Raw genomic sequence first — 24472 nt, 5'->3', positions numbered from 1 at the left:
TGTGGCCCCCCCCCCCCCCCCCCCCCCCGCCCCCCTGCGCCTGGGGTCCGGTCCCGGGCGGTGGACAAGGCGGTGGGGATCGGCGAGGCTCGGGCCAGCCAAACGACAGGAGCCGACCCATGAGCCGCCTTGACCAGGTTCTCGACCGCATCGATGCGGCCAATGCCGCGGATCCGACGCAGGAGGCGGGCGAGCCGGCGGCGAAGCTTTACGGCGAGCGGATGAGCGCCGAGCTGGCGCGGCTGGTCCCCGCGGCCTCGGAGGTGCTGCAGATCTGCGCGCGCGGCCAGCATGTCGAGCGCTGGATGCTTGCGCGCGAGGACTATCCCGAGGGGCGCGCGGGCTATCTGGCCTGGCGCCAGGAGCAGGGGCGGCGGCACGCGGCGCGGATCGAGGGGCTGATGGCCGATGCCGGCTATGGCGCCGAGGAGATGGCGCAGGCCGGCCGGATGCTGCGCAAGGAGGGGATCAAGCGCGATGCCGAGGTGCAGGCGCTGGAGGACGTGATCTGCTTCGTGTTCCTGCGGTGGTACTTCGGCGATTTCGCCGACGGGCGCGACCCGGCCGAGCTGCTGCGCATCGTCGAGAAGACCGCGCGCAAGATGTCGCCCGAGGGGCGCGCGCGGGCGCTGGCCGAATTCGGCCTGCCCGAGCCCTTCGCGACCGCCTTCCGCGACTGAAAAACCGACTGAGAAACCGACTGAGGGCCCGGCGCCGGACAGCCGGCAGCGGGCAACCGGTATCGGGCAGGCGGCTTCGGGCAGGCGGCGCGGCGCGCCCGGCTGCTCAGCGCGCGGCGGGCTTGCCCGGGGCGGGGTCCTCGCCCTCGGCGGCGCGCCAGGCGAGATCGCCGGCCAGCCGCGCGTGCAGCAGCGGCGCCGCGGCGACCAGCCCCGGCGCGCGCCTGCCGGGCGTGTTGTAGGTGACGCGCGCGCCGGCGGCATCGGTCACGCGGCCGCCGGCGCGGGTCACGATCAGGTCCCCCGCCGCGAGGTCCCATTCCCAGATCCGCCGCAGCGACAGCACCGCGTCGGTGCGCCCCTCGGCCAGCAGGCACAGCCGCCAGGCCAGGGCCGCGCGGAAGCCGCGGGTGAGCGCGGGCACCCGGCCGCCCTGCCAATGCGCGGGATCGAAGGTCTGGCGCACGGCGAGCGCATGCGCGCCCTCGGGCGCCGCCGCCCCGGTGACGCGGATCGGCGCGCCGTTCAGCAGCGCCGGGCCGTCCTCGGTCGCGGTGAACAGCTCGTCGCGCACGGGCAGGTAGATCGCGGCGGCGGTGATCCGGCCGCGCTCGGCCACCGCCAGCGCGTGGCAGAAGCCCTCCTCGCCGGCGATGAAGGCGCGGGTGCCGTCGATCGGGTCGACGATGAACACCCGCTCGGCGGCGAGGCGGGCGGGGGCCTCGTCCTCGGTCTCTTCGGACAGCCAGCCGTAATCGGGGCGGGCCGCCAGCAGTTCGTGCTTGAGCATGCGGTCGACGGCGAGGTCGGCCTCGGTCACCGGACCGGCGCCCGCGGCCTTTTCCCAGGCCTCGGGGTCGGCCTGCCAGAAGCCCATGGCGATGCGGCCGGCGGCCCGCGCCGCGTCGGCCAGGAGCGCGACGTCAGGCGCCGGCAAGAGTGAGACCTTCGACCAGCAGGCTGGGGATCACGTGGCTCAGATGCGCGCGGCCGTCGTTGGCCGGCACCAGCGTGCGCAGCATCTCGGGCAGGGTGCCGGCGATGGTGCACTCGTTGACCGGATAGGCGATCTCGCCGTTCTCGACCCAGAAGCCGGAGGCGCCGCGCGAGTAGTCGCCGGTATTGGCATTGATCGAGGCGCCGATCAGCTGGGTGACGAGCAGGCCGGTGCCCATGTCGCGGATCAGCTCGGCGCGGCTTGCGCTGCCGGGGGTCAGGGCGATGTTGGAATGCCCCGGCGCCGGCGGCGACGAGGTGCCGCGGCTGGCGCTGCCGGTCGAGGGCAGGCCGAGCTTGCGCCCGGTGGCGAGGTCGAGCGTCCAGCCGGTGAGCACGCCGTCCTCGACGATGGTGCGGGCCCGCGTCGGCAGCCCCTCGCCGTCGAAGGGGCGCGAGCCGGGGATGCGGATGCGGAACGGGTCCTCGGTGACCGAGAGCGCCGCGGGCAGCACGAGCGTGCCCTTCGCGTCGCGCAGCCACGAGGCGCCGCGGGCGATGGCGCTGCCGTTGATCGCGCCGAGCAGGTGCCCGATCAGCGAGTTCGCCACCCGCTCGTCGTACAGCACCGGGAAGCGGCCGGTCGGCGGCTTGCGGCTGCCCTGCCGCTCGGCCGCGCGCTCGCCGGCACGGCGGCCGACCTCGGCCGGGTCGGGCAGGTCGGACTGGAAGATGCGGCTTTCGGCGGCCCAGTCGCGCTCCATCGTCGTGCCCGCGCCCGAGATCGCGGTCATCGAGACATGGCGCGAGCTGCGGCCATAGCCGGCCGAGAAGCCGTTCGAGGCGGCAAGCCAGATCCGGCGGGCGGAATAGGCGGCCGAGGCGCCCTGCGACTTCGACACGCCCCGCACCGCGAGGCCGGCCGCCTCGGCGGCGAGCGCGTCGGCCTTCAGCGCCTCCGCGTCGGGTTCGGGCGCGGGATCGGCCAGCTCGAGCCAGGCGGCGTCGGTCCGCGTGGCCAGCTGGCCCGGATCGGCGAGACCTGCGGTCGCATCCTCGGGCGCCTCGCGCGCCATGGCGATCGCGCGCTCGGCCATTTCGGCGATCGTGCGCCCCGAGACGTCCGAGGCCGAGACGCAGGCCTGGCGCTGGCCGATCAGCACCCGCAGGCCGATCTCGATCCCCTCCGACCGCTCGGCCTGCTCGAGCGCCCCCTCGCGGATGTCGATCGACAGCGAGGTGCCATCGACGGCCATGGCATCGGCGGCGGTGGCGCCGGCCTTGAGCGCGGCGTCGATCAGGGCGGAAGTCAGGGTCTGAAGCTGGTCGGCCAAGGGAAACTCCGGGTCCGTGTGGCCCCTAGGACTTATCCATTCGGCGCCGGATGGCAAGGGACGGCTGGGGGCGCTGCCCCCGCGGCCCATGCCGGGCCGCCCCCCCGGGATACTTGGGCAAAGTCGACAGGCGCTTCGACTTTGTGGAAATATCCCGGGGGGCGCGCTTGCGCGCGGGGGCGGAGCCCCCCCGGTGTCGTCACCGGTCAGGTGATGACATCGGGTTCGGTGCGCCCCGTCGCCTTGGCGATGCCGGCGAGGTCCTCGGCGGCGGCGATGACCGGGGCGAGCGCTTCCTGCACGTCCATCCCCTGTTTCGCCGGGTCGGGTTCGTAGCGCTCAAGGTAGAGCCGGATCGTCGCGCCCTCGGTTCCGGTCCCCGAGAGGCGGATCACGAAGCGCGAGCCGTCTGCGAAGAGCACGCGGATGCCCTGCTTGGCCGAGGTCGAGCCGTCGACGGGGTCGGTATAGGCGAAGTCGTCGGCCTCGGAGACCGTGAGGCCCTGCGTCCCGGTGCCCGGCAGGCTCGACAGGCGGGCGCGCAGGTCGTCGACCATCGCCTCGGCCCGGGCCTTGTCAACCGCCTCGAAATCGTGGCGGCTGTAGTAGGTGCGCCCGAAGCGCGCCCAGTGGTCGGCCAGCAGTTCCTTTACCGACTTGCCGGTGGCGGCGAGGATATTGAGCCACATCAGCACCGCCCAGAGCCCGTCCTTTTCGCGCACGTGGTCGGAGCCGGTCCCGAAGCTTTCCTCGCCGCAGATCGTGGCGCGGCCGCCGTCGAGGAGGTTGCCGAAGAACTTCCAGCCGGTGGGCGTCTCGTAGCTGCCGATGCCGAGCGCCTCGGCCACGCGGTCCGCGGCCGCCGAGGTCGGCATCGAGCGGGCGACGCCCTTGAGGCCCCTGGCATAGCCCGGCGCCACGGTCGCGTGTTCGCAGATCACCGCGAGGCTGTCGGAGGGCGAGACGTAGACGCCGCGGCCGAGGATCATGTTGCGGTCGCCGTCGCCGTCGGAGGCGGCGCCGAACTGCTTGGGGCCCTCGCCCATCATCTCGTTCATCAGGGTCCGCGCCCAGGTCGGGTTCGGATCGGGGTGGCCGCCGCCGAAATCGGGGAGCGGCGTGCCGTTCACCACCGTGCCCGCGCGCGCGCCGAGGCGGTTTTCCAGGATCTCGGTCGCGTAGGGCCCGGTCACGGCGTGCATCGCGTCGAAGCGCAGCCGGAACCCGCCCTCGATCATCGAGCGGATCGCGGGGAAGTCGAACAGCGTCTCCATCAGCGCGGCGTAGTCGGTGACGGGGTCCACGATCTCGACCACGGTGTCGCCAAGGTGCGTCTCGCCGATCGCGGCGAGGTCGACGTCCTGGGTTTCCATGATCTTGAACTCGCCCGGCGATTTCGCGGCGGCGAAGATCTTCTCGGTCACCGATTCGGGCGCGGGGCCGCCATTGGGCATGTTGAACTTGATGCCGAAGTCCTCGTCGATGCCGCCGGGGTTGTGCGATGCCGACAGGATGATGCCGCCGTCGGTGCCGCGCTTGCGGATCAGGTGCGAGGCGGCGGGGGTCGACAGGATGCCGTTCTGCCCGACGATCACCCGTTTCGCGCCGTTCGCCGCCGCCATGCGCAGGATCACCTGCACGGCGCGGTCGTTGAAATAGCGCCCGTCGCCGCCGACCACGTAGGTCTGCCCCGCCGCGCCGCCGGTCGCGTCGAAGATCGCCTGCACGAAGGTTTCCAGATAGAGCGGCTCCATGAAGACGCGGGTCTTCTTGCGCAGCCCGGAGGTGCCGGGTTTCTGATCCGCGAAGCCGGGCGTCTGGTGGGTCTTGATCTGCATGATCGCTCCTGGAAATCGTCGTCTGTGTCGCGGGCGGCGCCGGTCAGGCGGCCGCCTGGGTGAAGAGCGTCACCGACTGCGCGGCGACGGGCGTGGCGGGGCCGGGAATGCGCCGGGGCGCGGCCTCGGGGTCGGCTGTGTCGAGGATGCGCGTCCAGGCCCGGCCCGGAAGACAGGCCGGAAGCGTGACTTCGGTTCCCTCGCCGGCGTTGAACACCGCGAAGACCACGTCGTCGGTCATCGAATAGGCCGGGGTGAAGGACGAGGCGCGCAGTTCCACGCACAGGGTGCGCCAGTCGGGGTCCTGCCAGTCCTCGGGCGTGGGGGTGGCGCCGCAGGCCTTGTGCCAGAAGATGTCGGGGATGCCGTCCTTGTGGCGCGGCAGCGCGTGCAGGAACAGCCGCTGGCGCAGCACCGGATGCGCGCGCCGGATCGCGGCGAGCCGGCCGGTGAAGCTGGCCAGCGCCCGGTCGGGCCGGTCCCAGTTCACCCAGGAGGTCGGGTTGTCCTGGGCATAGGCGTTGTTGTTGCCGCCCTGGCTGTTGCCGATCTCGTCGCCCGCCAGCAGCATCGGCGTGCCCTGGCTGAGGAACAGCGTCGCCAGCAGGTTGCGCTTGCGCTGGTCGCGCGCGGCGCGGACCTTCGGGTCCGAGGTCGGCCCCTCGATCCCGAGGTTGTCGGAATGGTTGGGTTCGTGCCCGTCGCGGTTGTCCTCGCCATTGGCGAGGTTGTGCTTGGCCGAGAAGCTCACGAGGTCTTCCAGCGTGAAGCCGTCGTGCGAGGTGACGAAGTTCACCGACGAGGTGGCCGAGCGCCCGTGGCGGTCGAACAGCTCGGCCGAGCCGGTGAGCCGGCCCGCAAGCTCGCCGATGGTGCCGGGCTCGCCCTTCCAGAACCGGCGCGCGCAGTCGCGGTAGCGGTCGTTGAGTTCGAGGAACGGGTGCGGGAACTGGCCGAGCTGGTAGCCGCCCAGGCCGATGTCCCAGGGTTCGGCGATCAGCTTGACGCGGTTCAGCACCGGGTCCTGCCGGATCGCCGGGATGAAGCCGCGCGCGGGGTCGAAGCCCTGCGGCCCGCGGCCGAGCGTCGCCGCGAGGTCGAAGCGGAAGCCGTCGACATGCATGCATTCGACCCAGTAGCGCAGGCTGTCCATCACCATCCGCAGCACCGCCGGGTGGTCCATGTTCAGCGTGTTGCCGGTGCCGGTGACGTCGTCGTAGAAGCGCGGGTTCTCGGCCAGGCGGTAGTAGCTGCGGTTGTCGAGGCCACGGAACGACAGGGTGGGGCCAAGCTGGTTGCCCTCGCCGGTGTGGTTGTAGACCACGTCGAGGATCACCTCGATCCCGGCCGAGTGGAAGCGGCGCACCATGGTCTGGAATTCCCACAGCTCGTTCTGGCGCAGGAACCGCGGGTCGGGGGCGAAGAAGCCGATGGTCGAATAGCCCCAGTAGTTGGTCAGGGCCTTTTCCGTCAGGAAGCGTTCGTCGACATGGGCCTGCACCGGCATCAGCTGCACCGTGGTGACGCCGAGCTTGTTGAGGTGGTCGAGCACCGGCGCCGAGGCGAGGCCGAGGAACGAGCCGCGCCGCTTGCGGTCGACGCCGGGGTGCTGGGCGGTCATGCCCTTCACATGCGCCTCGTAATGGACCGAGAGCGAGCGGCGGTGGCGGGGGCTGCGGTCGTCGCCCCAGGCGAAGGCCGGGTCGGTGACGATGGCCTTGGGCACGGCGAAGGCCGAGTCGCGGGTGTCGAAGCTGAGATCGGCGCGGGGGCTTTTGGCGATGTAGCCCAGCGTCGCGTCGGTATGGCGCAGCGGGCCGGTCAGGCGCCGCGCATAGGGGTCGATCAGCAGCTTGTGGGCGTTGAAGCGCAGCCCCTCCTCGGGGGCATAGCGGCCGTGGGCGCGGTAGCCGTAGAGCGTGCCGGGCGTCAGCCCCGCGACATAGACATGCCAGACGTCGCCGTCGCGTTCGCGCAGCGGGATCCGCGCAAGCTCGGTCCGGCCGTCGTCGGAGAACAGGCACAGCTCCAGCAGCTCGGCATCGGCCGAGAAGATCGCGAAGTTCACGCCCTCGCCGTCGAAGGTGGCGCCGAGCGGATCGGGGCGGCCGGCGGACAGCCCGTGGTGCGGCAGCTTGGCCGGGATCGTCCGGGGCTTGGCCGCACGGGGCGACGGCGGCTGCGGTGCGTTCACGCGCGGGTGTCCTCGTACAACTTCGCGTAGGCGGCGGCCGAGCGGCGCCAGCCCATGTCCTGTTTCATACCCGCCCGCTGGATCGCGCGGAAGACCCCCGGCTGGGCATAGAGGTCGACAAGGCGGTCGAGCGCCTGCGCGAGGCCGAGCCGGTCGATCTGGGTGAAGACGACGCCGGTGGCGCAGCCGGCCTCGAGCGCGGCCTTGTTGGCGTCGATCACCGTGTCGGCAAGCCCCCCCACCGCCGAGACCACCGGCACCGCGCCATAGCGCAGCCCGTACATCTGGGTCAGGCCGCAGGGTTCGAACCGCGAGGGCACCAGCACCGCGTCGCCGCCGGCGAACATGCGGTGGGGCAGCGCCTCGTCATAGCCGGTCCGCACCGCGACGCGGCCGGGGTGGCGGGCGGCGACGGCGGCGAGGCCGGCCGAGATCTCGGCATCGCCCGCGCCCAGCACCGCGAGGCCGCCGCCGCGGGCGACGAAGCCGTCGAGCACCTGGGGCAGCAGGTCGAGGCCCTTCTGCCACGACATCCGCGACACGACGACGGCCAGCGGGCCCGGCACCTCGCCCAGGCCGAAATCGGCGCGCAGCCGGTCGCGGTTGGCGGCCTTGCCCTTCATCTGCCGGGTCGAATAGGGCAGCACGCCCGGATCGCTTTCGGGGTTCCAGACGCTGTCGTCGATGCCGTTCAGGATGCCCGACATCGCCGGCCCGCGATCGGCGATCACGCCCTGCAGGCCCATGCCGACCTCGGGGCGGATCAGTTCGCGGGCATAGGTCGGCGAGACTGTGGTGACGCGGTCGGCGGCGTTGATGCCGCCCTTCAGCGTCGAGATCTGGCCCCAGTATTCGTAAAGGCCCGCGTTGAACCCCTCCCACGACAGCCGCAGCGCGCCGAGCCGGTCGGCGGGGGCGAGGCCCTGGAAGGCGATGTTGTGGATCGTCATCACCGTGCCCACCGGCAGCCCCTGCGCGCGGGCATAGACCAGCGCGAGGCCGCCCTGCCAGTCGTGGGCGTGGATCACGTCGGGCTTCCAGCCGGTCGAGATGCCTTCGCGCGCGATGGCGGCCGCGGCCCAGCCCAGCGCCGCGAAGCGTTCGGCATTGTCGGGGTGGTCGAGCCCGTCGGGCCCGAGATAGGGCGAGCCCGCACGCTCGAACAGGTGCGGCGCGTCGAGCATCAGGAACTGGATGCCGTCGAGCGTGCCCGCCAGCACCTGCACCGGCCCGCCCATCACGTCGGGTTCGCCCCAGACCGGCACCAGCGCGGCGAAGCGCGCCTTGAGGCCGGGATAGGCGGGCATCAGCACCTGCATGTCCCAGCCCTCGGCCCGGAGCGCGCCGGGCAGGGCGCCCGCCACGTCGGCGAGCCCCCCGGTCTTGATCAGCGGCACGCATTCGGAGGTGACGGAAAGCACCCGGCCCTTGACGGGCAGAACCCCGTTCGCCGCCCCGTCCTGCACTGTCGTCATCGTCTGTCCTGCTTGACCTGGAATGGAACCTGGAACGGCCGCGCGCGGCTCATCCCTCGAGCGTTGCCGCGCGGCGGTCGAGCATGGCCTGGGTGATCAGGACCACGCCCCCTTCCGAGACGCGGAACCATTTCGCATCCTCGTCCGGGTCCTCGCCGACCACAAGGCCTGCCGGCACCTCGACGCCGCGGTCGAGCACCACCCGGCTGAGCCGGGCCGAGCGGTTGATCTGCGCCTGCGGCAGCGCCACCACCTGGTAGAGCGAGGAATAGCTGTGCGTCTTCACCCCGGTGAACAGCAGCGACTCGCGCACCTCGGTGCCCGAGATGATGCAGCCCCCCGCCACCATCGACGAGATCGCGAGGCCGCGCCGGCCCTCTTCGTCGTGGATGAACTTGGCGGGCGGCGTCAGCTCGCCATAGGTCCAGATCGGCCAGCGGGTGTCGTAGATGTCGAGGTCGGGGGTGAAGTTGGTCAGGTCGATGTTGGCCTGGTGGAAGGCGTCGATCGTGCCGACGTCGCGCCAGTAGGCCGGGCTTTCCTCGGTCGAGGTGACGCAGCTTTCCTCGAACGGGTGGACCATGGCGCGGCCGGACTTGACCAGCATCGGGATCAGGTCGGTGCCGAAATCGTGGCTGGAGTTCGGATCCTCGGCATCCTCGATCAGCAGCTCGCGCAGGAAGGACCAGGTGAAGACGTAGATCCCCATCGAGCACAGCGTGCGGTCGGGATCGCCGGGCATGCCGGGCGGGTCCTTGGGCTTTTCGAGGAACTTCAGGATCCGGCGGTCCTTGTCGATGTCCATCACCCCGAAGGCCGAGGCCTCGGCCCGCGGCACGGTCAGGCAGCCGACGGTGACGTCGGCGCCGGTCTCGACGTGCTGGCGCAGCATGACCTCGTAATCCATCTTGTAGATGTGGTCGCCCGCGAGGATCACGATGTAGTCGATGTCGTAGCTGTCGACGATGTCGATGTTCTGGGTCACGGCATCGGCGGTGCCGCGGTACCAGCGGTTCTCGTCCACCCGCTGCGAGGCGGGCAGGATGTCGAGGAATTCGCCGCGCTCGGCGCGGAAGAAGCTCCAGCCGCGCTGCAGGTGGCGGATCAGCGAATGCGCCTTGTACTGGGTGGCGACGGCCATCTTGCGGATGCCCGAGTTCAGCGCGTTCGACAGCGCGAAGTCGATGATCCGGGTCTTGCCGCCGAAATAGACCGCGGGCTTCGCCCGCAGGTCCGTCAGCTCTTTCAGCCGCGACCCGCGTCCGCCCGCCAGCACGAAGGCCATGGCGCGGCGGCTGAGCCTGTCATTGGGTTGTGCCTGCATTCTTTCCCCCTCCCTCTCCCTTGTTCGCAGCCGTCAGGCCCGGGCCCGGCGGAAGATCACCGTCGACAGCGGCGGCAGCACCATGCTGGCCGAGGCCGGCTGGCCGTTCCAGGCCTCGGGCCCGGCGAAGACGCCGCCCATGTTGCCGCGGTCGGCGCCGCCGTAGATGGCGGCATCCGTGTTCAGAACCTCGTCCCAGCGGCCTTGTTCCGGGAAGCCGACACGGAAATCGTGCCGCTCGACCGGGGTCATGTTCACCACCGCGATCACCGGGGCGTCGTCGGGGCCGCCGTGGCGCGCGAAGCTGAACACCGACTGGTCTGCATTGTCGGCATCGATCCAGTGGAAGCTGCCCGGGTCGGTCTCGCGCCGCCAGAAGGCGGGCGTGTCGCGGTAGAGGTGGTTGAGATCGCGCACCAGCCGCTGGACGCCCGCATGTTCGGGGATCTCGAGCTGGTGCCAGTCGAGGCTGGCGTCGTGGTTCCACTCGCGCCCCTGGGCGAATTCCTGGCCCATGAACAGCAGCTTCTTGCCCGGATGCGCCCACATGAAACCGTAGAAGGCGCGCAGGTTGGCGAACTGCTCCCAGCCGTTGCCGGGCATCTTGCCCAGCATCGAGCCCTTGCCGTGCACGACCTCGTCATGGCTGATCGGCAGGATGAAGTTCTCGGACCAGGCATAGGCGCTGGCGAAGGTCATCTGGTTGTGGTGCCAGCGGCGGTGGATCGGGTCGCGCGCCATGTAGGCCAGCGAATCGTTCATCCAGCCCATGTTCCACTTGAAGCCGAAGCCAAGGCCGCCCTCGTGCGCGGGCCGCGACACGCCGGGGAAGCTCGTGCTTTCCTCGGCCGCGGTCAGCGCGCCCGGCACCTCGCCGTAGACGGCGATGTTCATCTCGCGCAGGAAGTCGATCGCTTCCAGGTTCTCGCGCCCGCCGTGGATGTTGGGCACCCATTCGCCGTGCGGGCGCGAGTAGTCGCGGTAGAGCATCGAGGCCACGGCATCCACCCTGAGGCCGTCGACGCCGTATTCCTTCAGCCAGTAGATCGCGTTGGCGATCAGGAAATTCCTGACCTCGCGCCGGCCGTAGTTGTAGATCAGCGTGTTCCAGTCGCGGTGGAAGCCTTCCTTCGGGTCGGCATGTTCGTAGAGCGCGGTGCCGTCGAACTGGCCAAGCCCGTGGGCATCGGTCGGGAAGTGCCCCGGCACCCAGTCGAGGATGATGCCGAGCCCGGCCTCGTGCGCGGCCTCGACGAAGGCGCGGAACTCGGCCGGGGTGCCGTGGCGGATCGTGGGGGCGAACAGCCCGATCGGCTGATAGCCCCAGCTGCCGTCGAAGGGAAATTCGCTGACCGGCAGCAGCTCGAGATGGGTGAAGCCCATCCATTGCGCATAGCCCACCAGTTCGCGCGCAAGCTCGCGGTAGCTCAGCCGGCGGTCGCCCTCCTCGACCCGGCGCCGCCAGGAGCCGAGGTGGACCTCGTAGATCGACATCGGCGCGCCGACGGCATTGGCGGCGGCCCGCGCGGCCTGCGGCGCGGGCGCGGCGGGGGGCGGCAGGCGGCGGATCACCGAGGCGGTGGCCGGCGGATGCTCGGAGCCGAAGGCCACGGGGTCGGCCTTTTGCGGCAGCGCCGCGCCGCCGGGGCCGAGGATGTCGTACTTGTAGGTCTCGCCCTCGGAGACGCCGGGCAGGAAGATCTCCCAGATCCCGGTCGCGCCGCGCTTGCGCATCGGCGCGCGCGCCGGGTCCCAGAAGGTGAAGTCGCCCACGACCGAGACCCGCGCGGCATTCGGCGCCCAGACGGCGAAGGCGGTGCCGGCCAGCCCCTCGTGCACCATCGGGTGCGCGCCCAGCCGCTGCCACAGCCGCATGTGGCGGCCCTCGGCCATCAGGTGCTCGTCGATCTGGCCCAGCACCGGGGGCAGGCGATAGGGGTCGTCCCAGTCCCATTCCGCGCCCAGGCCCTGCGCGTGCAGCCGGTAGGGCGCGGGCGTGGGGCCAAGCCCCGCGACGAGCCCGGCAAAGACGCCGGGCACGACCTCGGTCAGCGCGGCCTCGGTGCCGTCGGCGAAGACGGCGCGCACCCGCTCGGCCCCCGGCGCGAGGCAGCGCACCACGTGATCCAGCCCGAAGGCATGCAGCCCGAGCACGGCGAAAGGCTCGCCATGACGGGCCGCGGCAAGTGCCTCGGCCTCCGCCCGTTCAATGAGCTCCATCGCCGTCCTCCCCGAGCCTTCCCGTCGTCCGCCCCCCCGTTTCCGCTCTCAGATCGCGGGGGTGACGTCCCAGACATCCGCCATGTAGCCTAGGATGGTCCGGTCCGAGGAGAAATAGCCCATGCGGGCCGTGTTCAAGGCCGCCATCCGGTGCCAGTCGGACTGGTCGGCGAAGGCGGTGTCGATCTTGCGCTGGGTGGCGTAGTAGCTTTCGAAGTCCGAGGTCACCAGATAGTGGTCGTGATTCCACAGGATGTCGGTCAGCTGGTGATAGCGCCCGGGCTCGTCGGGCGAGAAGCGGCCCTCGGCCAGCATCTGCAGCACGTCGCGCAGCCGCTGGCTGGCGCCGATCGCGGCCTTCTCGTGGCCGAAGGTGGCGCGGGTGCGCTCGACCTCGTCCACGGTCAGGCCGAACAGGAAGAAGTTCTCGGGCCCGACCTTCTCGCGGATCTCGACATTGGCGCCGTCGAGCGTGCCGATGGTCAGCGCGCCGTTGAGCGAGAACTTCATGTTGCCGGTGCCCGAGGCCTCGGTCCCGGCGGTCGAGATCTGTTCGGACAGGTCCGCGGCCGGGATCAGCCGTTCGGCCATCGAGACGTTGTAGTTCGGCGGATAGACGATCTGCAGCCAGTCCTTCGTGACCGGGTCGGCGTTGATCACCTTCGCGGCATCGTTGATCAGGCGGATGATCAGCTTGGCGGTGAAGTAGCCCGGCGCCGACTTGCCGCCGAAGATCTTCACCCGCGGCACCACGGCGCGGGTCGGGTCCTCGCGCAGCTCGTGCCAGAAGGCGATGGTCTCGAGGATGTTCAGCAGCTGGCGCTTGTATTCGTGCAGCCGCTTGACCTGCACGTCGAACATCGCGTCGGGGTTCACCACGGTGCCGGTGGTCTTCGCGATCCAGTCCGACAGCCGGGCCTTGTTCGCGCGCTTGGCGGCGGCGAAATCGCCCAGGAACCCCGCGTCGCCGACGTGGGATTCAAGCGCCTCGAGCCGGTCGAGGTCACGTTCCCATCCGGTGCCGATCGTGTCGGTGATCAGCGTCGAGAGCGCCGGGTTCGCCAGCTTCAGCCAGCGCCGCGGGGTGATGCCGTTGGTCTGGTTCACGATCCGCTCGGGATGCAGCTTGCCCAGGTCGTGGAACACGGTCTGGCGCATCAGGTCGGTGTGCAGCGCCGCGACGCCGTTGACGCGGTGCGAGGTGGCGAAGGCCAGCGGGCCCATCAGCACCTGGCCCTCGTCGATCAGCTTGACCGAGGCCGGGCGGGTCGGGTTCCGGCGCCGGTGCCAGTCGTCGATGCGCTCGATGATCTGCATGTGGCGCGGCAGGACCGCGCCCATCAGCCAGCTCGACCAGCGCTCCAGCGCCTCGGGCAGCAGGGTGTGGTTGGTGTATCCCAGCACCTTCAGCGCGATCTCGCAGGCCTCGTCGAAATCGACGCCGTCGGTGTCGACCAGGATCCGGATCAGCTCGGGCCCCGCGATCGCGGGATGGGTGTCGTTCATCTGGATCGCGACCATGCCGTGCAGCTTGCGCACGTCGCCCTCCTGGCCGCGGAAGCGGCGCAGGATGTCCTGCACCGAGGCCGAGGTCAGGAAATATTCCTGCTTCAGCCGCAGCTCCTTGCCGGCTTGGGTGCCGTCGTTGGGATACAGCACGCGGCTGAGCGTGCGCGCCAGCGCCTCGGGTTCCGAGGCGGCGGTGTGGTCGCCCGCGTTGAACCGCGCGAGGTCGAACAGGTCGGTCGGCCGCGCCTGCCACAGCCGCAGCGTGTTGGCCCAGCGCGCCTGCCAGCCGACGACGGGCATGTCGTTGGCCTCGGCCAGCACGGTCTCGTCGGGGTGCCAGGTGACGGTCTTGCCGCGCTCCTCGACATGGCCGCGGAAGCAGATCGTCTGCACCGCCTCGGGGCGCTCGAACATCCAGGGATCGCGGCGGATCAGCCAGTCCTCGGGCGTCTCGACCTGGCGCCCGCCCTCGAAGCGCTGGCGGAAGAGCCCGTGCTCGTAGCGGATGCCGTAGCCATAGGCGGGGCAGCCGATCGTCGCCATCGAATCCATGAAGCAGGCGGCAAGCCGGCCCAGCCCGCCATTGCCGAGCGCCGCGTCGGGCTCGTCCTCGACCAGGCTGGCGAAATCGGGCCCGACACCGGCCAGCGCCTCGACGCAGGCCTCGCGCAGGCCCAGGTTGATCACCGCGTCGTCCAGCATCCGGCCGATCAGGAATTCCATCGACAGGTAGTAGACCCGCTTGCGCTTCTCGGCATAGGAGCGCCGCGTCGCCTCGAACCAGGGCTGCACGATCAGGTCGCGGATCGAGAACGACAGCGCCATGCGCCAGTCGTAGGGCGTCGCATGTTCCGGATCCTTGCCCAGCGACGAGCGCAGGTGATCGAGGATCAGCACCCGCAGCGCGGCGGCATCGGTCTGCGGAACCTGGGGGAGGGCGGTGACGGTCATGGGAGGCCTCTCGTCTTGCGTGTCCAAGTCTTTCCACAGCCCCGCCGTTAGCGCCAGCGCCTTGGCGCCGATCCCCGCGCCCCCGTCCCGGCCGCGCCCAAATCCAAGGCAGATCCGCGCCGGCACCCCGCTGCGGCGCCCCTCGCGCCCCCCTGGCCCCCTCGACTTTGTCGAAATATCCCGGGGTCCGGGGCGGCGCCCCGGTCCGCGGCCGCGGCCCGCGCTTCCCTTGGCGCCGAAAGCCGTGCCTTACTTGCCTCGCCGCCCGCGCGCCCCAGTTCGGGACGCAGCCCGGGACGGGCAGACAACAGGAGACGGCATGGACGAATGGTGGCGCAGCGCGGTGATCTACCAGATCTACCCGCGATCCTTCCAGGACGACGACGGCGACGGCATCGGCGACCTTCCCGGCATCACCCGCAGGCTTGAACACATCGCGCATCTGGGCGCGGACGCGATCTGGATCTCGCCCTTCTTCCGCTCGCCGATGAAGGACATGGGCTACGACATCTCGGATCCCTGCGATGTCGATCCGCTGTTCGGCGACCTTGCCGATTTCGACGCGCTGATCGCCCGCGCGCACGAGCTGGGGCTGAAGGTGATCATCGACCAGGTGCTGTCGCACACCTCGGACGCCCATGCCTGGTTCGTCGACAGCCGGGTCTCGCGCAGCGGCGAGCGGGCCGACTGGTACGTCTGGGCCGATCCCCAGCCCGACGGCAGCCCGCCCAACAACTGGCCCTCGGTCTTCGGTGGCTCCGCCTGGACCTGGGACACGCGGCGGCGGCAGTACTACATGCACAACTTCCTGGCCGAGCAGCCGGACGTGAACATGCACAACCCGGCGGTGCAGGACGGGGTGATCGCGGCGCTGAAGTTCTGGCTCGACCGCGGGGTGGACGGGTTCCGGCTCGACAGCATCAACTACTGCTTCCACGACCTCGAGCTGCGCGACAACCCGCGGCTCGAGCCGTTCCCGGACCCGGCGCCGCACAATCCCTACGACTTCCAGGACCATGTCTATTCGAAGTCGCGCCCCGAGATGCTGCCCTTCCTCAAGCGCATCCGCCAGCTGCTGGACCGCTACGACGACAGGATGATGGTGGGCGAGGTCGGCGATCACAACCACGCGCTCGAGCTGATGGGCCAGTACACCGCCGGCACCGAGCGGATGCACATGGCCTACAGCTTCGACATGCTGGGCCCGGACTTCAACGCCCGCCACTTCCGCCGGGTGATCGACCGGTTCAACGCGGGTGCGAAGGGCGGCTGGCCGTGCTGGAGCTTCTCCAACCACGACGTGCCGCGCCATGTCTCGCGCTGGGCGGGGCAGGACGCGGGCGAGGACGCGCTGGCGCGGCAGGCGATCGCGCTGCTGCTCGCGTTCGAGGGCGCGATCTGCCTCTATCAGGGCGAGGAGTTCGGCCAGACCGAGACCCAGCTGGCCTACGAGGAGCTGACCGACCCGGTGGGCCTGCGGTTCTGGCCCGACAACAAGGGCCGCGACGGCTGCCGCACGCCGATGGTGTGGGAGCGCGACATGCCCGCCGCGGGCTTCACCACCGGCACGCCCTGGCTGCCGATCAAGCCCGAGCAGCGGGTGCGGGCGGCCTCGGAGCAGGTGGGGGTCGCGGGGTCGGTCTTCGAGCACTACCGCGCGGTGCTGGGCTTCCGGAAGGAGACGCCGGCGCTGCGCCGCGGGGCGACGCGGTTCCTAGATCTGCCCGAGCCGCTGCTGGGGTTCCTGCGTGGCGAGGGGCCGGGGGCGGTGCTGTGCCTGTTCAACCTGTCGGCCGAGGAGGTCGCGCTGCCCGAGGGGCTGATGACCGAGGCCTCGGGGCGGCCGGTGGGCCCGGCCGAGGGCGTCGGCATCGCCGGGCGACTGGGGCCGAACGGCTACGTGTTCCTGCAGGCCTGATCGGCGGGCGCGGCAGGCTCCCGGGACGGGGAGCCGATGAGCAGGGGCCCCGTAGACAGGGGCCCAATAGACAGGGGCCCGGTAGACAGGGGCCCAGCAAACAGGGGCGGGGGGATGCGATCCCCCCGCGCCCCCCCCGTCAGCGGATGCGCTGACCGTTGGCGTAGACGCCGCCGTCGGGGCGGACCTCGATCTTCGAGGTCAGCTCGTCCTCGCCGGGGCCGGCATTGGCGAAGATGCCCGACATCAGCCGCGCCGCCATCGCCTGTTCGCCCGGCACGAGGCCGAGCTTGACCAGCCGCTCGAGCAGGCCGTTGCCCCCGAGCAGCCGCAGGTCGATCGCGCCCTCGGGGCGCGGGAAGCCGTCGAATGTGGCCATGTCGGCATTGTCGAAGGTGAAGGCGCCCCGGCCCGACAGGTCGGCCCCGGCGATCGACAGCTTCAGCTCGTCAAGCGTCAGCGCCTCGATCTCGGGCGCTGCGGGCGGGGCCGCCGCCGGTGCCGCGGGATCGGCCGTGAACAGCGCCTCGGTCAGCCGGGCCATGCCGCTGAGATCGAGGATCAGCGTCGCCGGATCGCGCGGCAGCACCGCCTGCGGATCGATCAGCGACCAGATCTGGTCGTTCACCGCCACGTCCAGCAGCCGGGTCTCGATCGAGAACGGCTCGGCCTGCCCGGTCACCGTCATCGGCAGGCCGAGGCCGAGCACCGCGCGCCCCGCCGACAGCTCGACCGGGAAGGGCAGCTGCGCGCCCTCGGCCCGGAGCCGGGTTCCGGCGAGTTCGGCGCGGTAGTCGAGGCTGGCGCCGCCGAGCCGCACCGAGCCCGAGCCGCTGTCGCCGGTGATCTCGCCCGAGGCCGAGTTCTGCGCGTCGTCGAGCGCGAAGCTCATCTTGCTGGCGCCGCCGGTGAAGGTGCCCTCGAGCGTCATCCCGGCCCGGAGCGCGGCCTGAAGATCGGCGATGTCGGACAGGCCCGCGGGCTTGCCGAGCGCGCCCTGCGTCGACAGCTGCGCCATGGTGCCGTCCAGCGTGAAGGTGCCGGTGCTGTCGGGGTCCTTGACCGACATCGCGAGGTCGACGCGCTCGGTCGTGCCGCGATAGCGCATCGCCTGCGCGCCGGTGCCAGTGCCCGCGCCAGTGCCTGTTCCGGCGCCCGTTCCGGCGCCCGTCAGCTGGGCGCTGCCGGTGGGCGAATGGGCGGTCAGCGTCATCCGCATCTCGACGGGCTTGCCGTCGACGGTGATGCTGTCGACGGTCATCGCCGCGGATTGCGCGCTCATGTCATAGCTCATGTCGTCGGGATCGCCCGAGACGGTGAAGGCGGTGCCGGCCTGGGTCAGCGACATCGCCGTCTCGACATCCTCGCCGGCCTCGGAGGTGCCGCGGGTCAGCACCGGGATCCGCTCGGGCAGGGTGACGGCGACGGCGCCGGCGCGCTCGGCCAGGACGACGCGGTCGAGCGTGGCGGTGGTCGTGCCCTCGGGCGCGGTCATCGTCAGCGTCACGTCGTCGAGCGCGAGCCGGCCCTGCGACTCGTCGCGCGCGCCCGCGTCGAGCTGGTAGCCGAGCGAGGTGAAATAGTCCTGCCAGCCCTGCCAGACCTGGGCCGGGGTGACATCGGCCTGCGCGGCGGTGCCGCTCGACAGCGCGGCGATGACCGAAAGCTGCGCGATCCGCTGCGCCGGAAGATATGCCATGTGAGTGAGCCCTTGGTCCCTGTCGAAATGGCCTGCATCCTGCCGGGGGCGGCGGCCGGGGGTCAAGAGGGCGCCCGGCCGCGCCCGGGCAAGGCTGCGTGAAGGGAGAGGGACGATGATCCGGGTGGAGCGGGACGAGGGGCTGTGGCGGGTGGTGATCGACCGCGCCGACAAGGCGAACGCGCTGACCGGGGAGATGCTGGCCGAGCTGCTGTCGGTGATGGAGGCGGCGGCGGTGGCGCCGGGGCTGCGGGTGCTGGTGCTGACCGGCGCGGGGGCGGTGTTCTCGGCCGGGGCGGATCTCGAGGCGGCGCGGGCGGGGCTGGCGACCTCGGACCTGTGGGAGCGGCTGTCGGCCGCGGTGGCGGCGCTGCCCTGCCTGACGGTCGCGGCGCTGAACGGGACGGTGGCAGGCGGCGCGTCGGGGATGGTGCTGGCCTGCGACCTGCGGGTCGCGGTCGAGGGGGCGCGGCTGTTCTACCCGGTGATGCGGCTGGGGTTCCTGCCGCAGCCCTCGGACGTGCGGCGGCTGGTGGCGCTGGCGGGGCCGGCGCGGGCGAAGATGATCCTGATGGCGGGCGCGCGGATCGGGGCCGAGGAGGCCCGCGCCTGGGGGCTGGTCGACCGGGTGGTGGCCGCGGGCGCGCTGGAGGCGGCGGTGGCCGAGCTGGCGGGCGACGCGCTGGGGGCAGGGGCAGGGCACGTGGCCGCGATCAAGGCGATGATCTGAGCGGGGAGGGGGCGCTGCCCCCGGCTCCTGCGGAGCCTCCCCCGGGATATTTCGGCCAAGGCGAACGGGGACGAGAGGGGAAGGTAGGGGGCTCCGCCCCCGCGCGTGCCGCGCTCCCCCGGGATATTTGGGCAAAGTCGAGGGCGGGGCGGGGGGCGGCCCGGTCGGAGGGTGCAGCGGGGTTCGGCGGCTTAGCGGCGCCGGCCGCGGCGCGGGCCGCCGGGGGTGCGGCTGAGGAAGCCGGGCGGGCGCTTCGCCACCCAGGCGGCGAAGGCGGCGAGCCGGGGGTGGCTGCGCAGCCGTTCGGGCGTGTTCCAGTCGCGGGCGAGTTCGGCCTCGGTCAGGGTGGCGTGGATCTCCTTGTGGCACAGGTGGTGCAGCAGCACCGTCGGGCCGTGCTTGCCGCCCTTCAGCTTCGGGACCAGGTGGTGCAGGCTCTGGGCCACGTCCGGTGGGATCGGGCGCAGGCAGAGGGCGCAGGTCGCATCGTCGGTCATGGCTGTCCCCGGTGGTTGCGTCGTGACGCGCGCCGCGCGCTTCCCCGGGGGCCATGGGGAGCCCCGTGGCTTTCCTAACCGGGCGCGACCGCCTAGAGGTGGGGCGCAGGCAGCCCGGAGGCAAGCGATGGACGAGGTCGAGGCACTGGTGATCGGCGCGGGACCCGCCGGGCTGATGGCGGCCGAGCAGCTGGCGGCCGAGGAGGTCGGCGTGCTGGTGGCCGAGGCCAAGCCCAGCCCCGCGCGCAAGTTCCTGATGGCCGGCAAGTCGGGGCTGAACCTGACCAAGGACGAGGATCCGCGCAGCTTCGCGCGCCGCACGGCGCCGTGGATGGAGGGGATCCTGGCCGAGTTCGGGCCGGTCGAGGTGATGGGCTGGGCCGAGGATCTTGGCATATCCCTGTTCACCGGCTCGTCGGGGCGGGTGTTTCCCGAGGGAATGAAGGCCTCGCCGCTGCTGCGGGCCTGGCTTGCGCGGCTGGACGCGGGCGGGGTGCGGATGGCGCGGCGCTGGCGCTGGACCGGCTGGCGCGACGGCGCCGCGGTCTTCGACACGCCCGGGGGCGAGCGGCTGGTGCGCGCGGGCGTGACGGTGCTGGCGCTGGGCGGGGCAAGCTGGCCGCGGCTGGGGTCGGATGGGTCCTGGGCGCCGGTGCTGGAGGCCGCGGGCGTCGAGCTGGCGCCGTTCCGCCCGGCGAACATGGGCTTCGAGGTGCCGTGGTCCGAGCACATGGCGCCCCTGTTCGGCCAGCCGGTGAAAGGCGTCGCGCTGCGGGTGGGGGACCGGGTCGAGACCGGCGAATTCGTGATCTCGGCCCGCGGGGTCGAGGGGGGCGGGATCTACGCGATCTCTGCCGCGCTGCGCGACGGGGCCGCGGCGACGATCGACCTTGCGCCGGGGCTGGACGAGCGGGCGCTGGTGCAGCGGCTGAACGCGCGCCGGGGCGACAGCCTGCCGAACCGGCTGCGCAAGGCGAGCCTCGACCCGGTCAAGATCGCGCTGTTGCAGGAATGGGGCCGGCCGCTGCCGGCCGAGGCGCGCGAGATCGCGGCGCTGATCAAGGCGCTGCCGCTTCGCCATGCCGGGCCGCGGCCGCTGGCCGAGGCGATTTCGAGCGCGGGGGGGATCGCGGTCGGGGCGCTGACCGGCAATCTCGAGCTGGCGGCGCTGCCCGGGGTCTATGCCGCGGGCGAGATGCTGGACTGGGAGGCGCCGACGGGGGGGTATCTGCTGACGGGTTGCCTGGCGACGGGCCGGCGCGCGGGGATCGCGGCGGCGGCGCGGGCGCGGCGGGCCCGGCGCTAGGGCGCGACCCGGGCGAGCCTGCGCGCGGTGTCGAGCACGAGGCCGAAGGGCCGGCCGACGAGCGCCATCAGCACGATCGCCGAGCCGATCGCGGCGGCGACCTGTGGCGCGCTGGCGCCGGCCAGCGCGAGCGTGGCGGCATAGACCGGGACCTGGAACGACAGGAAGGCCGCGGTATCGGCGAGCATCGCGGCGAGCGGCATGACGGGCCCGCGGCGCGGCGGGACGAGCCGGGCCAGCACCAGATCGCGCCAGGCGCCGTAGGGCCGCCCCGTCAGGACCATCACCGGCACCATCAGCGCCCGCGTCGCCAGCACCGCGCGCGGCTCCATTCCCGCGACGAGCAGCTCGACCGTCGTGGCGAGCAGGGTGAAGAAGACGATCGTCGTCGCCGTGTCGACGAGGAAGCGGCGCGAGGGGCGGGGCAGGGCTCGGGGCATGGGCCGAGCCTGCCAGAGCCCCGCGCCGCTGTCACCGGTTCAGGCCGGCAGCGGCGCCGCGATGCGCTGCATCGCCTCGGCCGCGATCTCGAAGCTGCGGCGGCGCTTGGCGGGATCGTGGATCTGGCCGGTCAGGATCACCTCGTCAGGCTCGTAGCGGTCGACGAGGGCCTGAAGTTCGCGCGCGATGGTCGCCGGGGCGCCGGTGGCGGTGACCGACAGCTGGCTCTCGATCGAGGGCAGGATCGCGCGCGGCAGGATCGCCTCGACGTTCTCGACCGGGCGCGGCAGCTTGCCTGGCGTGCCCATGCGCAGGTTGGTGAACTGCTGCAGCGCGGAGGAGCGCAGGAAGTGCCCCTCGGCATCGGTCTCGCCGGCGAAGACGTTGATCGCGAGCATGAAATACGGCCGCTCCAGCGTGGCCGAGGGCCGGAAGTGCGACCGGTAGACCTGGATCGCCTGCGACAGCGCCGCGGGCGCGAAATGCGAGGCGAAGGCGTAGGGCAGGCCCAGCATTGCCGCCAGCTGCGCCCCGTAGAGCGACGAGCCCAGCATCCATACCGGCACATGCGTGCCCATGCCGGGCTGGGCGATGATCGGCTGGCCCGGCTGGCGGTCGCCGAGGAACCCCATCAGCTCGACCACGTCCTGGGGGAACTGGTCCTCGTCCTGCATGCCGCGGCGCAGGGCGCGCATCGTCATCCCGTCGGTCCCCGGCGCCCGTCCGAGGCCGAGGTCGACGCGGGGCCCGTAAAGCTCGGCCAGCGTGCCGAACTGCTCGGCGATCTGCAGCGGCGCGTGGTTGGGCAGCATGATCCCGCCCGAACCGACGCGGATCGTCTGCGTGCGCCCCAGCACATGGCCGATCAGCACCGAGGTCGCGGCCGAGGCGATGCCCTCCATGTTGTGGTGTTCGGCCAGCCAGAACCGGCGATAGCCCAGCGATTCCGCGTGGCGGGCAAGCTCGGGCACGTTGCGCAGCGCCTCGGAGACCTCCATGCCCTCGGGGACGGGGGCAAGGTCGAGAAGCGAATAGGGGAGGGGGTCGGCAGACATGGCGGGTCTCCTTTCTCCCCAGACATAGGGGAGGGCGACCGGCGATGAAAGGCGCGGCGGCGAAAGACTGAACGCTGCGGTTCAGAAACTTGCGGCGCGGCGTCGTGTGGCGGGGGGCGCCTCAGCGCAGGCCGGTTTCCTTCAGCAGGCCACGCTTCTTGGCCTCGTAGTAATACCCGCGCGAATACCAGCCGACCGCGGCATCCTCGGACCCGTCCGACACCAGCCAGGCGCCGCGCAGGTACTTGACCGCGTATTTCAGGTTGGTGGCGGCATCCAGAAGGCCGTCCGGCGCCCCCTGATAGCCCATGGTGCGGGCCGTGGGCGGGGCGATCTGCATCAGGCCATAGTAGGTGCCGTTGCGCGCGGCCGGGTTGTAGCCGCTTTCGCGCTGCACCACGCGGTGGGCGAGGCTGCGCGGCACGCCGTAGAGATCGGCATAGTCGTCGACCATGCGGCTGACGTCGGCGGCTTGGGGCGGGTTGGGGCGCAGGCTGTCGGGGGTGGCGTCGCCGCAGGCGGTGAGCGTGCCGAAGGCGAGGGCGGCCAGAAGTGCCAGCGCGGTCTTGGTCATGTGGTTCCCGACTGTCCCGTGATGGCCGTTGCCCGGCCTTGGCCGAAGTGATGCCAAAGGCCGGGTTAACCGCAAAACGGGATTTGTTCCGCGCAGGAAAACTGTCGGCGGGATTTTGCCGACGGGTGGCGCAACCGGCGGGATTTCGCGCGCATGGCGGCGCGGGCCACCATGCATGGGCGCAGCGGCGCGGGCGGGACCCGCCGCTGGGGGATCAGACCGCGAGCTTCAGGCCCGGCGGGGAGAGGTCGCGCGGGCCGGCGGCGCTGCGGCGGTCGAGCGCCGTGGCGGGGAAGGTCACCGTGAAACAGGTGCCCTGCCCGATCTTGCTGCGCACGGTGATGGTGCCCCCGTGCGCCGCGGCCAGCTTGCGGCAGATCGCGAGCCCCAGCCCGGTGCCGCTTTCGCTGCGGTTGTCGGGCGTCTCGAGCTGCTGGAACGCCTCGAAGATCCGGTCGAGGCTGTCGGCGGGAATGCCGCAGCCGCGATCCTCGACCTCGAGCCGGAAGCCCGCGGGCTCGGCCCGGGCGCGCAGCAGCAGCACCGGCGAGCGCGAGAACTTCACGGCGTTGCCCATCAGGTTGATCAGGATCTGCAGGCAGCGGCCGCGGTCGGCGAAGGCGATGATGTCGTCGCTCTCGATCTCAAGCCGCATCCCGCGGTCGCGGGCAAGCCCCTGGAACTGGTCCTCGACCTGGGTCAGAAGCCCGCGGACGGAAAAGCTCGCGCGGTCGAGCTTGCCGTCGCCCAGTTCCAGCCGGGAATAGTCGAGGATCTCGTTGATCAGGCCCAGCAGGTGCTGTGCGGCAGTCCCGATCTTGGTGCCGTACAGCTCGGCCTTGTCGGCGGCGCGGGCGTCGCTGCCGGCGACCTGGGTCTTCTTGATGTTCGACAGGATCGCGGCATAGCCCAGCACGATGGTCAGCGGCGTGCGCAGCTCGTGGCTCAGCACGCTCATGAACTCGGACTTGGCGCGGCTGGCCGACTCGGCGGCGTTGCGCGCCGCGGTCAGGTCGGCGATGCGCCGCGCCTTGCCCTCGACGTAGTTGCCCAGAAGCGCGCCCAGCACGATCAGCAGCGCCACGATCGAGATGGCGAGACCGAGGATGCGGAACGCCTCGGGGTTGACGTCTTCGGCGGGGATCGCGAGGGGCACGACCTCGAAGGCGGCCATGCCGGTGAAGTGCAGCAGCACGATCGCGGCGGTCAGCGCCGCGGTCATCTGCGCCTCGCGGCCGCGGCCGGGGCGGCTGCCGAGCGTGAGCGCCAGCGCCGAGAGCGAGACGGCGAGCAGGATCGAGACCACGAGATAGCCGCGGTCCCAGGAGACCAGGCCGTCGACGCGGTAGGCGATCATGCCCGCGTAGTGCATCCCCGAGATCGACAGGCCCAGCACCGCCCCGGCAAGCGCGGGGGCGCGGCGCCGCCGGCTGCGGGCGGCGATGGCGATGCCCGCGGCGCTGCCGAACACCGCGATCAGCAGCGACACGAAGGTCAGCGGCAGGTCGAAGCTGACCGGAACGTTCGGGCTGAAGCCGAGCATCGCGACGAAATGGGTGCACCAGATCGCGACGCCGGCCGTGGTGGCGGTCATCAGGTAGAGCGGGACAACCTGTCGCCCGGTGGCGGTGCGCGCCTGGGCATAGAGCCTGGCGGTGACCCAGCTTCCGGCGATGCAGAGGAAGGCGGCCAGCACCACCAGAGAGACATCGTGCTGGATGGCGATGCAGGCGATAATCCGCGTCATCTTGCAAACCCTTCGACAGAAACACGCTTCAGTTGCAGTCTTGG

18 protein-coding genes are annotated in these 24472 nt (G+C 71.5%); 4 read left to right on the top strand and 14 right to left on the bottom strand.

Features of this window, described 5'->3' with window-relative positions; translation table 11 throughout:
• Positions 1–119: 119 nt before the first annotated feature.
• On the top strand, positions 120–680 hold the full coding sequence (locus tag V8J39_RS11160) for a DUF4202 domain-containing protein (RefSeq protein WP_336460955.1): 561 nt from the start codon (positions 120–122) through the stop codon (positions 678–680).
• Positions 681–786: 106 nt separating this feature from the next.
• Here the strand turns inward: V8J39_RS11160 and V8J39_RS11155 are convergent, their stop codons facing one another.
• From V8J39_RS11155 to V8J39_RS11120, 8 genes are all read right to left on the bottom strand, one after another.
• Positions 787–1617, bottom strand: coding sequence for a 3'(2'),5'-bisphosphate nucleotidase CysQ (locus V8J39_RS11155; protein WP_336460954.1), 831 nt, complete (start codon positions 1615–1617; stop codon positions 787–789).
• Complete coding sequence (locus V8J39_RS11150; protein ID WP_336460953.1) at positions 1604–2950, bottom strand: TldD/PmbA family protein; 1347 nt, start codon at positions 2948–2950, stop codon at positions 1604–1606. The genes V8J39_RS11155 and V8J39_RS11150 overlap by 14 nt, the downstream gene beginning before the upstream one ends.
• Positions 2951–3156: 206 nt before the next feature.
• Positions 3157–4788 (bottom strand): alpha-D-glucose phosphate-specific phosphoglucomutase, encoded by a 1632-nt coding sequence (locus tag V8J39_RS11145; RefSeq protein ID WP_336460952.1) that lies wholly within the window; start codon positions 4786–4788, stop codon positions 3157–3159.
• 43 nt (positions 4789–4831) lie between these two features.
• Positions 4832–6982, bottom strand: coding sequence for a glycogen debranching protein GlgX (glgX, locus tag V8J39_RS11140; RefSeq protein ID WP_442902578.1), 2151 nt, complete (start codon positions 6980–6982; stop codon positions 4832–4834).
• Positions 6979–8457: a glycogen synthase GlgA gene (gene glgA / locus V8J39_RS11135; protein WP_336460951.1), complete on the bottom strand. Its 1479-nt coding sequence runs from the start codon at positions 8455–8457 to the stop codon at positions 6979–6981. Before glgA ends, glgX begins: the two co-directional genes overlap by 4 nt.
• A 49-nt stretch (positions 8458–8506) precedes the next feature.
• Positions 8507–9781: a glucose-1-phosphate adenylyltransferase gene (gene glgC, locus V8J39_RS11130; RefSeq protein ID WP_336460950.1), complete on the bottom strand. Its 1275-nt coding sequence runs from the start codon at positions 9779–9781 to the stop codon at positions 8507–8509.
• Positions 9782–9814: 33 nt separating this feature from the next.
• On the bottom strand, positions 9815–12001 hold the full coding sequence (gene glgB / locus V8J39_RS11125) for a 1,4-alpha-glucan branching protein GlgB (RefSeq protein WP_336460949.1): 2187 nt from the start codon (positions 11999–12001) through the stop codon (positions 9815–9817).
• A gap of 48 nt (positions 12002–12049) precedes the next feature.
• The gene (locus V8J39_RS11120) at positions 12050–14461 is read right to left on the bottom strand and encodes a glycogen/starch/alpha-glucan phosphorylase (protein WP_336460948.1); all 2412 of its coding nucleotides are present in this window, start codon (positions 14459–14461) and stop codon (positions 12050–12052) included.
• A gap of 319 nt (positions 14462–14780) precedes the next feature.
• Between V8J39_RS11120 and V8J39_RS11115 the strand changes: the two genes are divergently transcribed.
• Positions 14781–16379 (top strand): alpha-glucosidase, encoded by a 1599-nt coding sequence (locus V8J39_RS11115; protein WP_336460947.1) that lies wholly within the window; start codon positions 14781–14783, stop codon positions 16377–16379.
• Positions 16380–16518: 139 nt separating this feature from the next.
• Here V8J39_RS11115 and V8J39_RS11110 read toward each other — a convergent pair whose 3' ends face one another.
• A complete protein-coding gene (locus V8J39_RS11110; protein ID WP_336460946.1) occupies positions 16519–18078 on the bottom strand; it encodes a DUF2125 domain-containing protein in 1560 nt (519 codons plus the stop codon).
• A 115-nt stretch (positions 18079–18193) separates the two neighbouring features.
• Between V8J39_RS11110 and V8J39_RS11105 the strand changes: the two genes are divergently transcribed.
• The gene (locus V8J39_RS11105) at positions 18194–18808 is read left to right on the top strand and encodes an enoyl-CoA hydratase/isomerase family protein (RefSeq protein WP_336460945.1); all 615 of its coding nucleotides are present in this window, start codon (positions 18194–18196) and stop codon (positions 18806–18808) included.
• A 191-nt stretch (positions 18809–18999) separates the two neighbouring features.
• On the opposite strand, the gene V8J39_RS11100 is transcribed toward V8J39_RS11105, so the two are convergent.
• Complete coding sequence (locus V8J39_RS11100) at positions 19000–19305, bottom strand: HNH endonuclease (RefSeq protein ID WP_336460944.1); 306 nt, start codon at positions 19303–19305, stop codon at positions 19000–19002.
• A gap of 127 nt (positions 19306–19432) precedes the next feature.
• On the opposite strand from V8J39_RS11100, the gene V8J39_RS11095 reads away from it, so the two are divergent.
• Positions 19433–20611, top strand: a complete 1179-nt coding sequence (locus V8J39_RS11095; RefSeq protein ID WP_336460943.1) for an NAD(P)/FAD-dependent oxidoreductase — start codon at positions 19433–19435, stop codon at positions 20609–20611.
• On the opposite strand, the gene alaE is transcribed toward V8J39_RS11095, so the two are convergent.
• The 4 genes from alaE to V8J39_RS11075 all read right to left on the bottom strand — a co-directional run bounded on the left by alaE (position 20608) and on the right by V8J39_RS11075 (position 24428).
• Positions 20608–21051 (bottom strand): L-alanine exporter AlaE, encoded by a 444-nt coding sequence (gene alaE / locus V8J39_RS11090; RefSeq protein ID WP_336460942.1) that lies wholly within the window; start codon positions 21049–21051, stop codon positions 20608–20610. The two genes, V8J39_RS11095 and alaE, sit on opposite strands and share 4 nt — an antisense overlap.
• A gap of 39 nt (positions 21052–21090) precedes the next feature.
• On the bottom strand, positions 21091–22107 hold the full coding sequence (locus V8J39_RS11085; RefSeq protein WP_336460941.1) for an LLM class flavin-dependent oxidoreductase: 1017 nt from the start codon (positions 22105–22107) through the stop codon (positions 21091–21093).
• A 121-nt stretch (positions 22108–22228) separates the two neighbouring features.
• On the bottom strand, positions 22229–22681 hold the full coding sequence (locus tag V8J39_RS11080) for a lytic transglycosylase domain-containing protein (protein ID WP_336460940.1): 453 nt from the start codon (positions 22679–22681) through the stop codon (positions 22229–22231).
• A gap of 214 nt (positions 22682–22895) precedes the next feature.
• Entirely contained in the window at positions 22896–24428 is a 1533-nt protein-coding gene (locus V8J39_RS11075) for a sensor histidine kinase (RefSeq protein WP_336460939.1), read from the bottom strand.
• Positions 24429–24472: the final 44 nt, after the last annotated feature.

The organism is Frigidibacter sp. MR17.24, assembly GCF_037095655.1.
Taxonomy (GTDB): domain Bacteria; phylum Pseudomonadota; class Alphaproteobacteria; order Rhodobacterales; family Rhodobacteraceae; genus Frigidibacter.
This window is presented reverse-complemented; position numbering and strand designations above follow the sequence as displayed.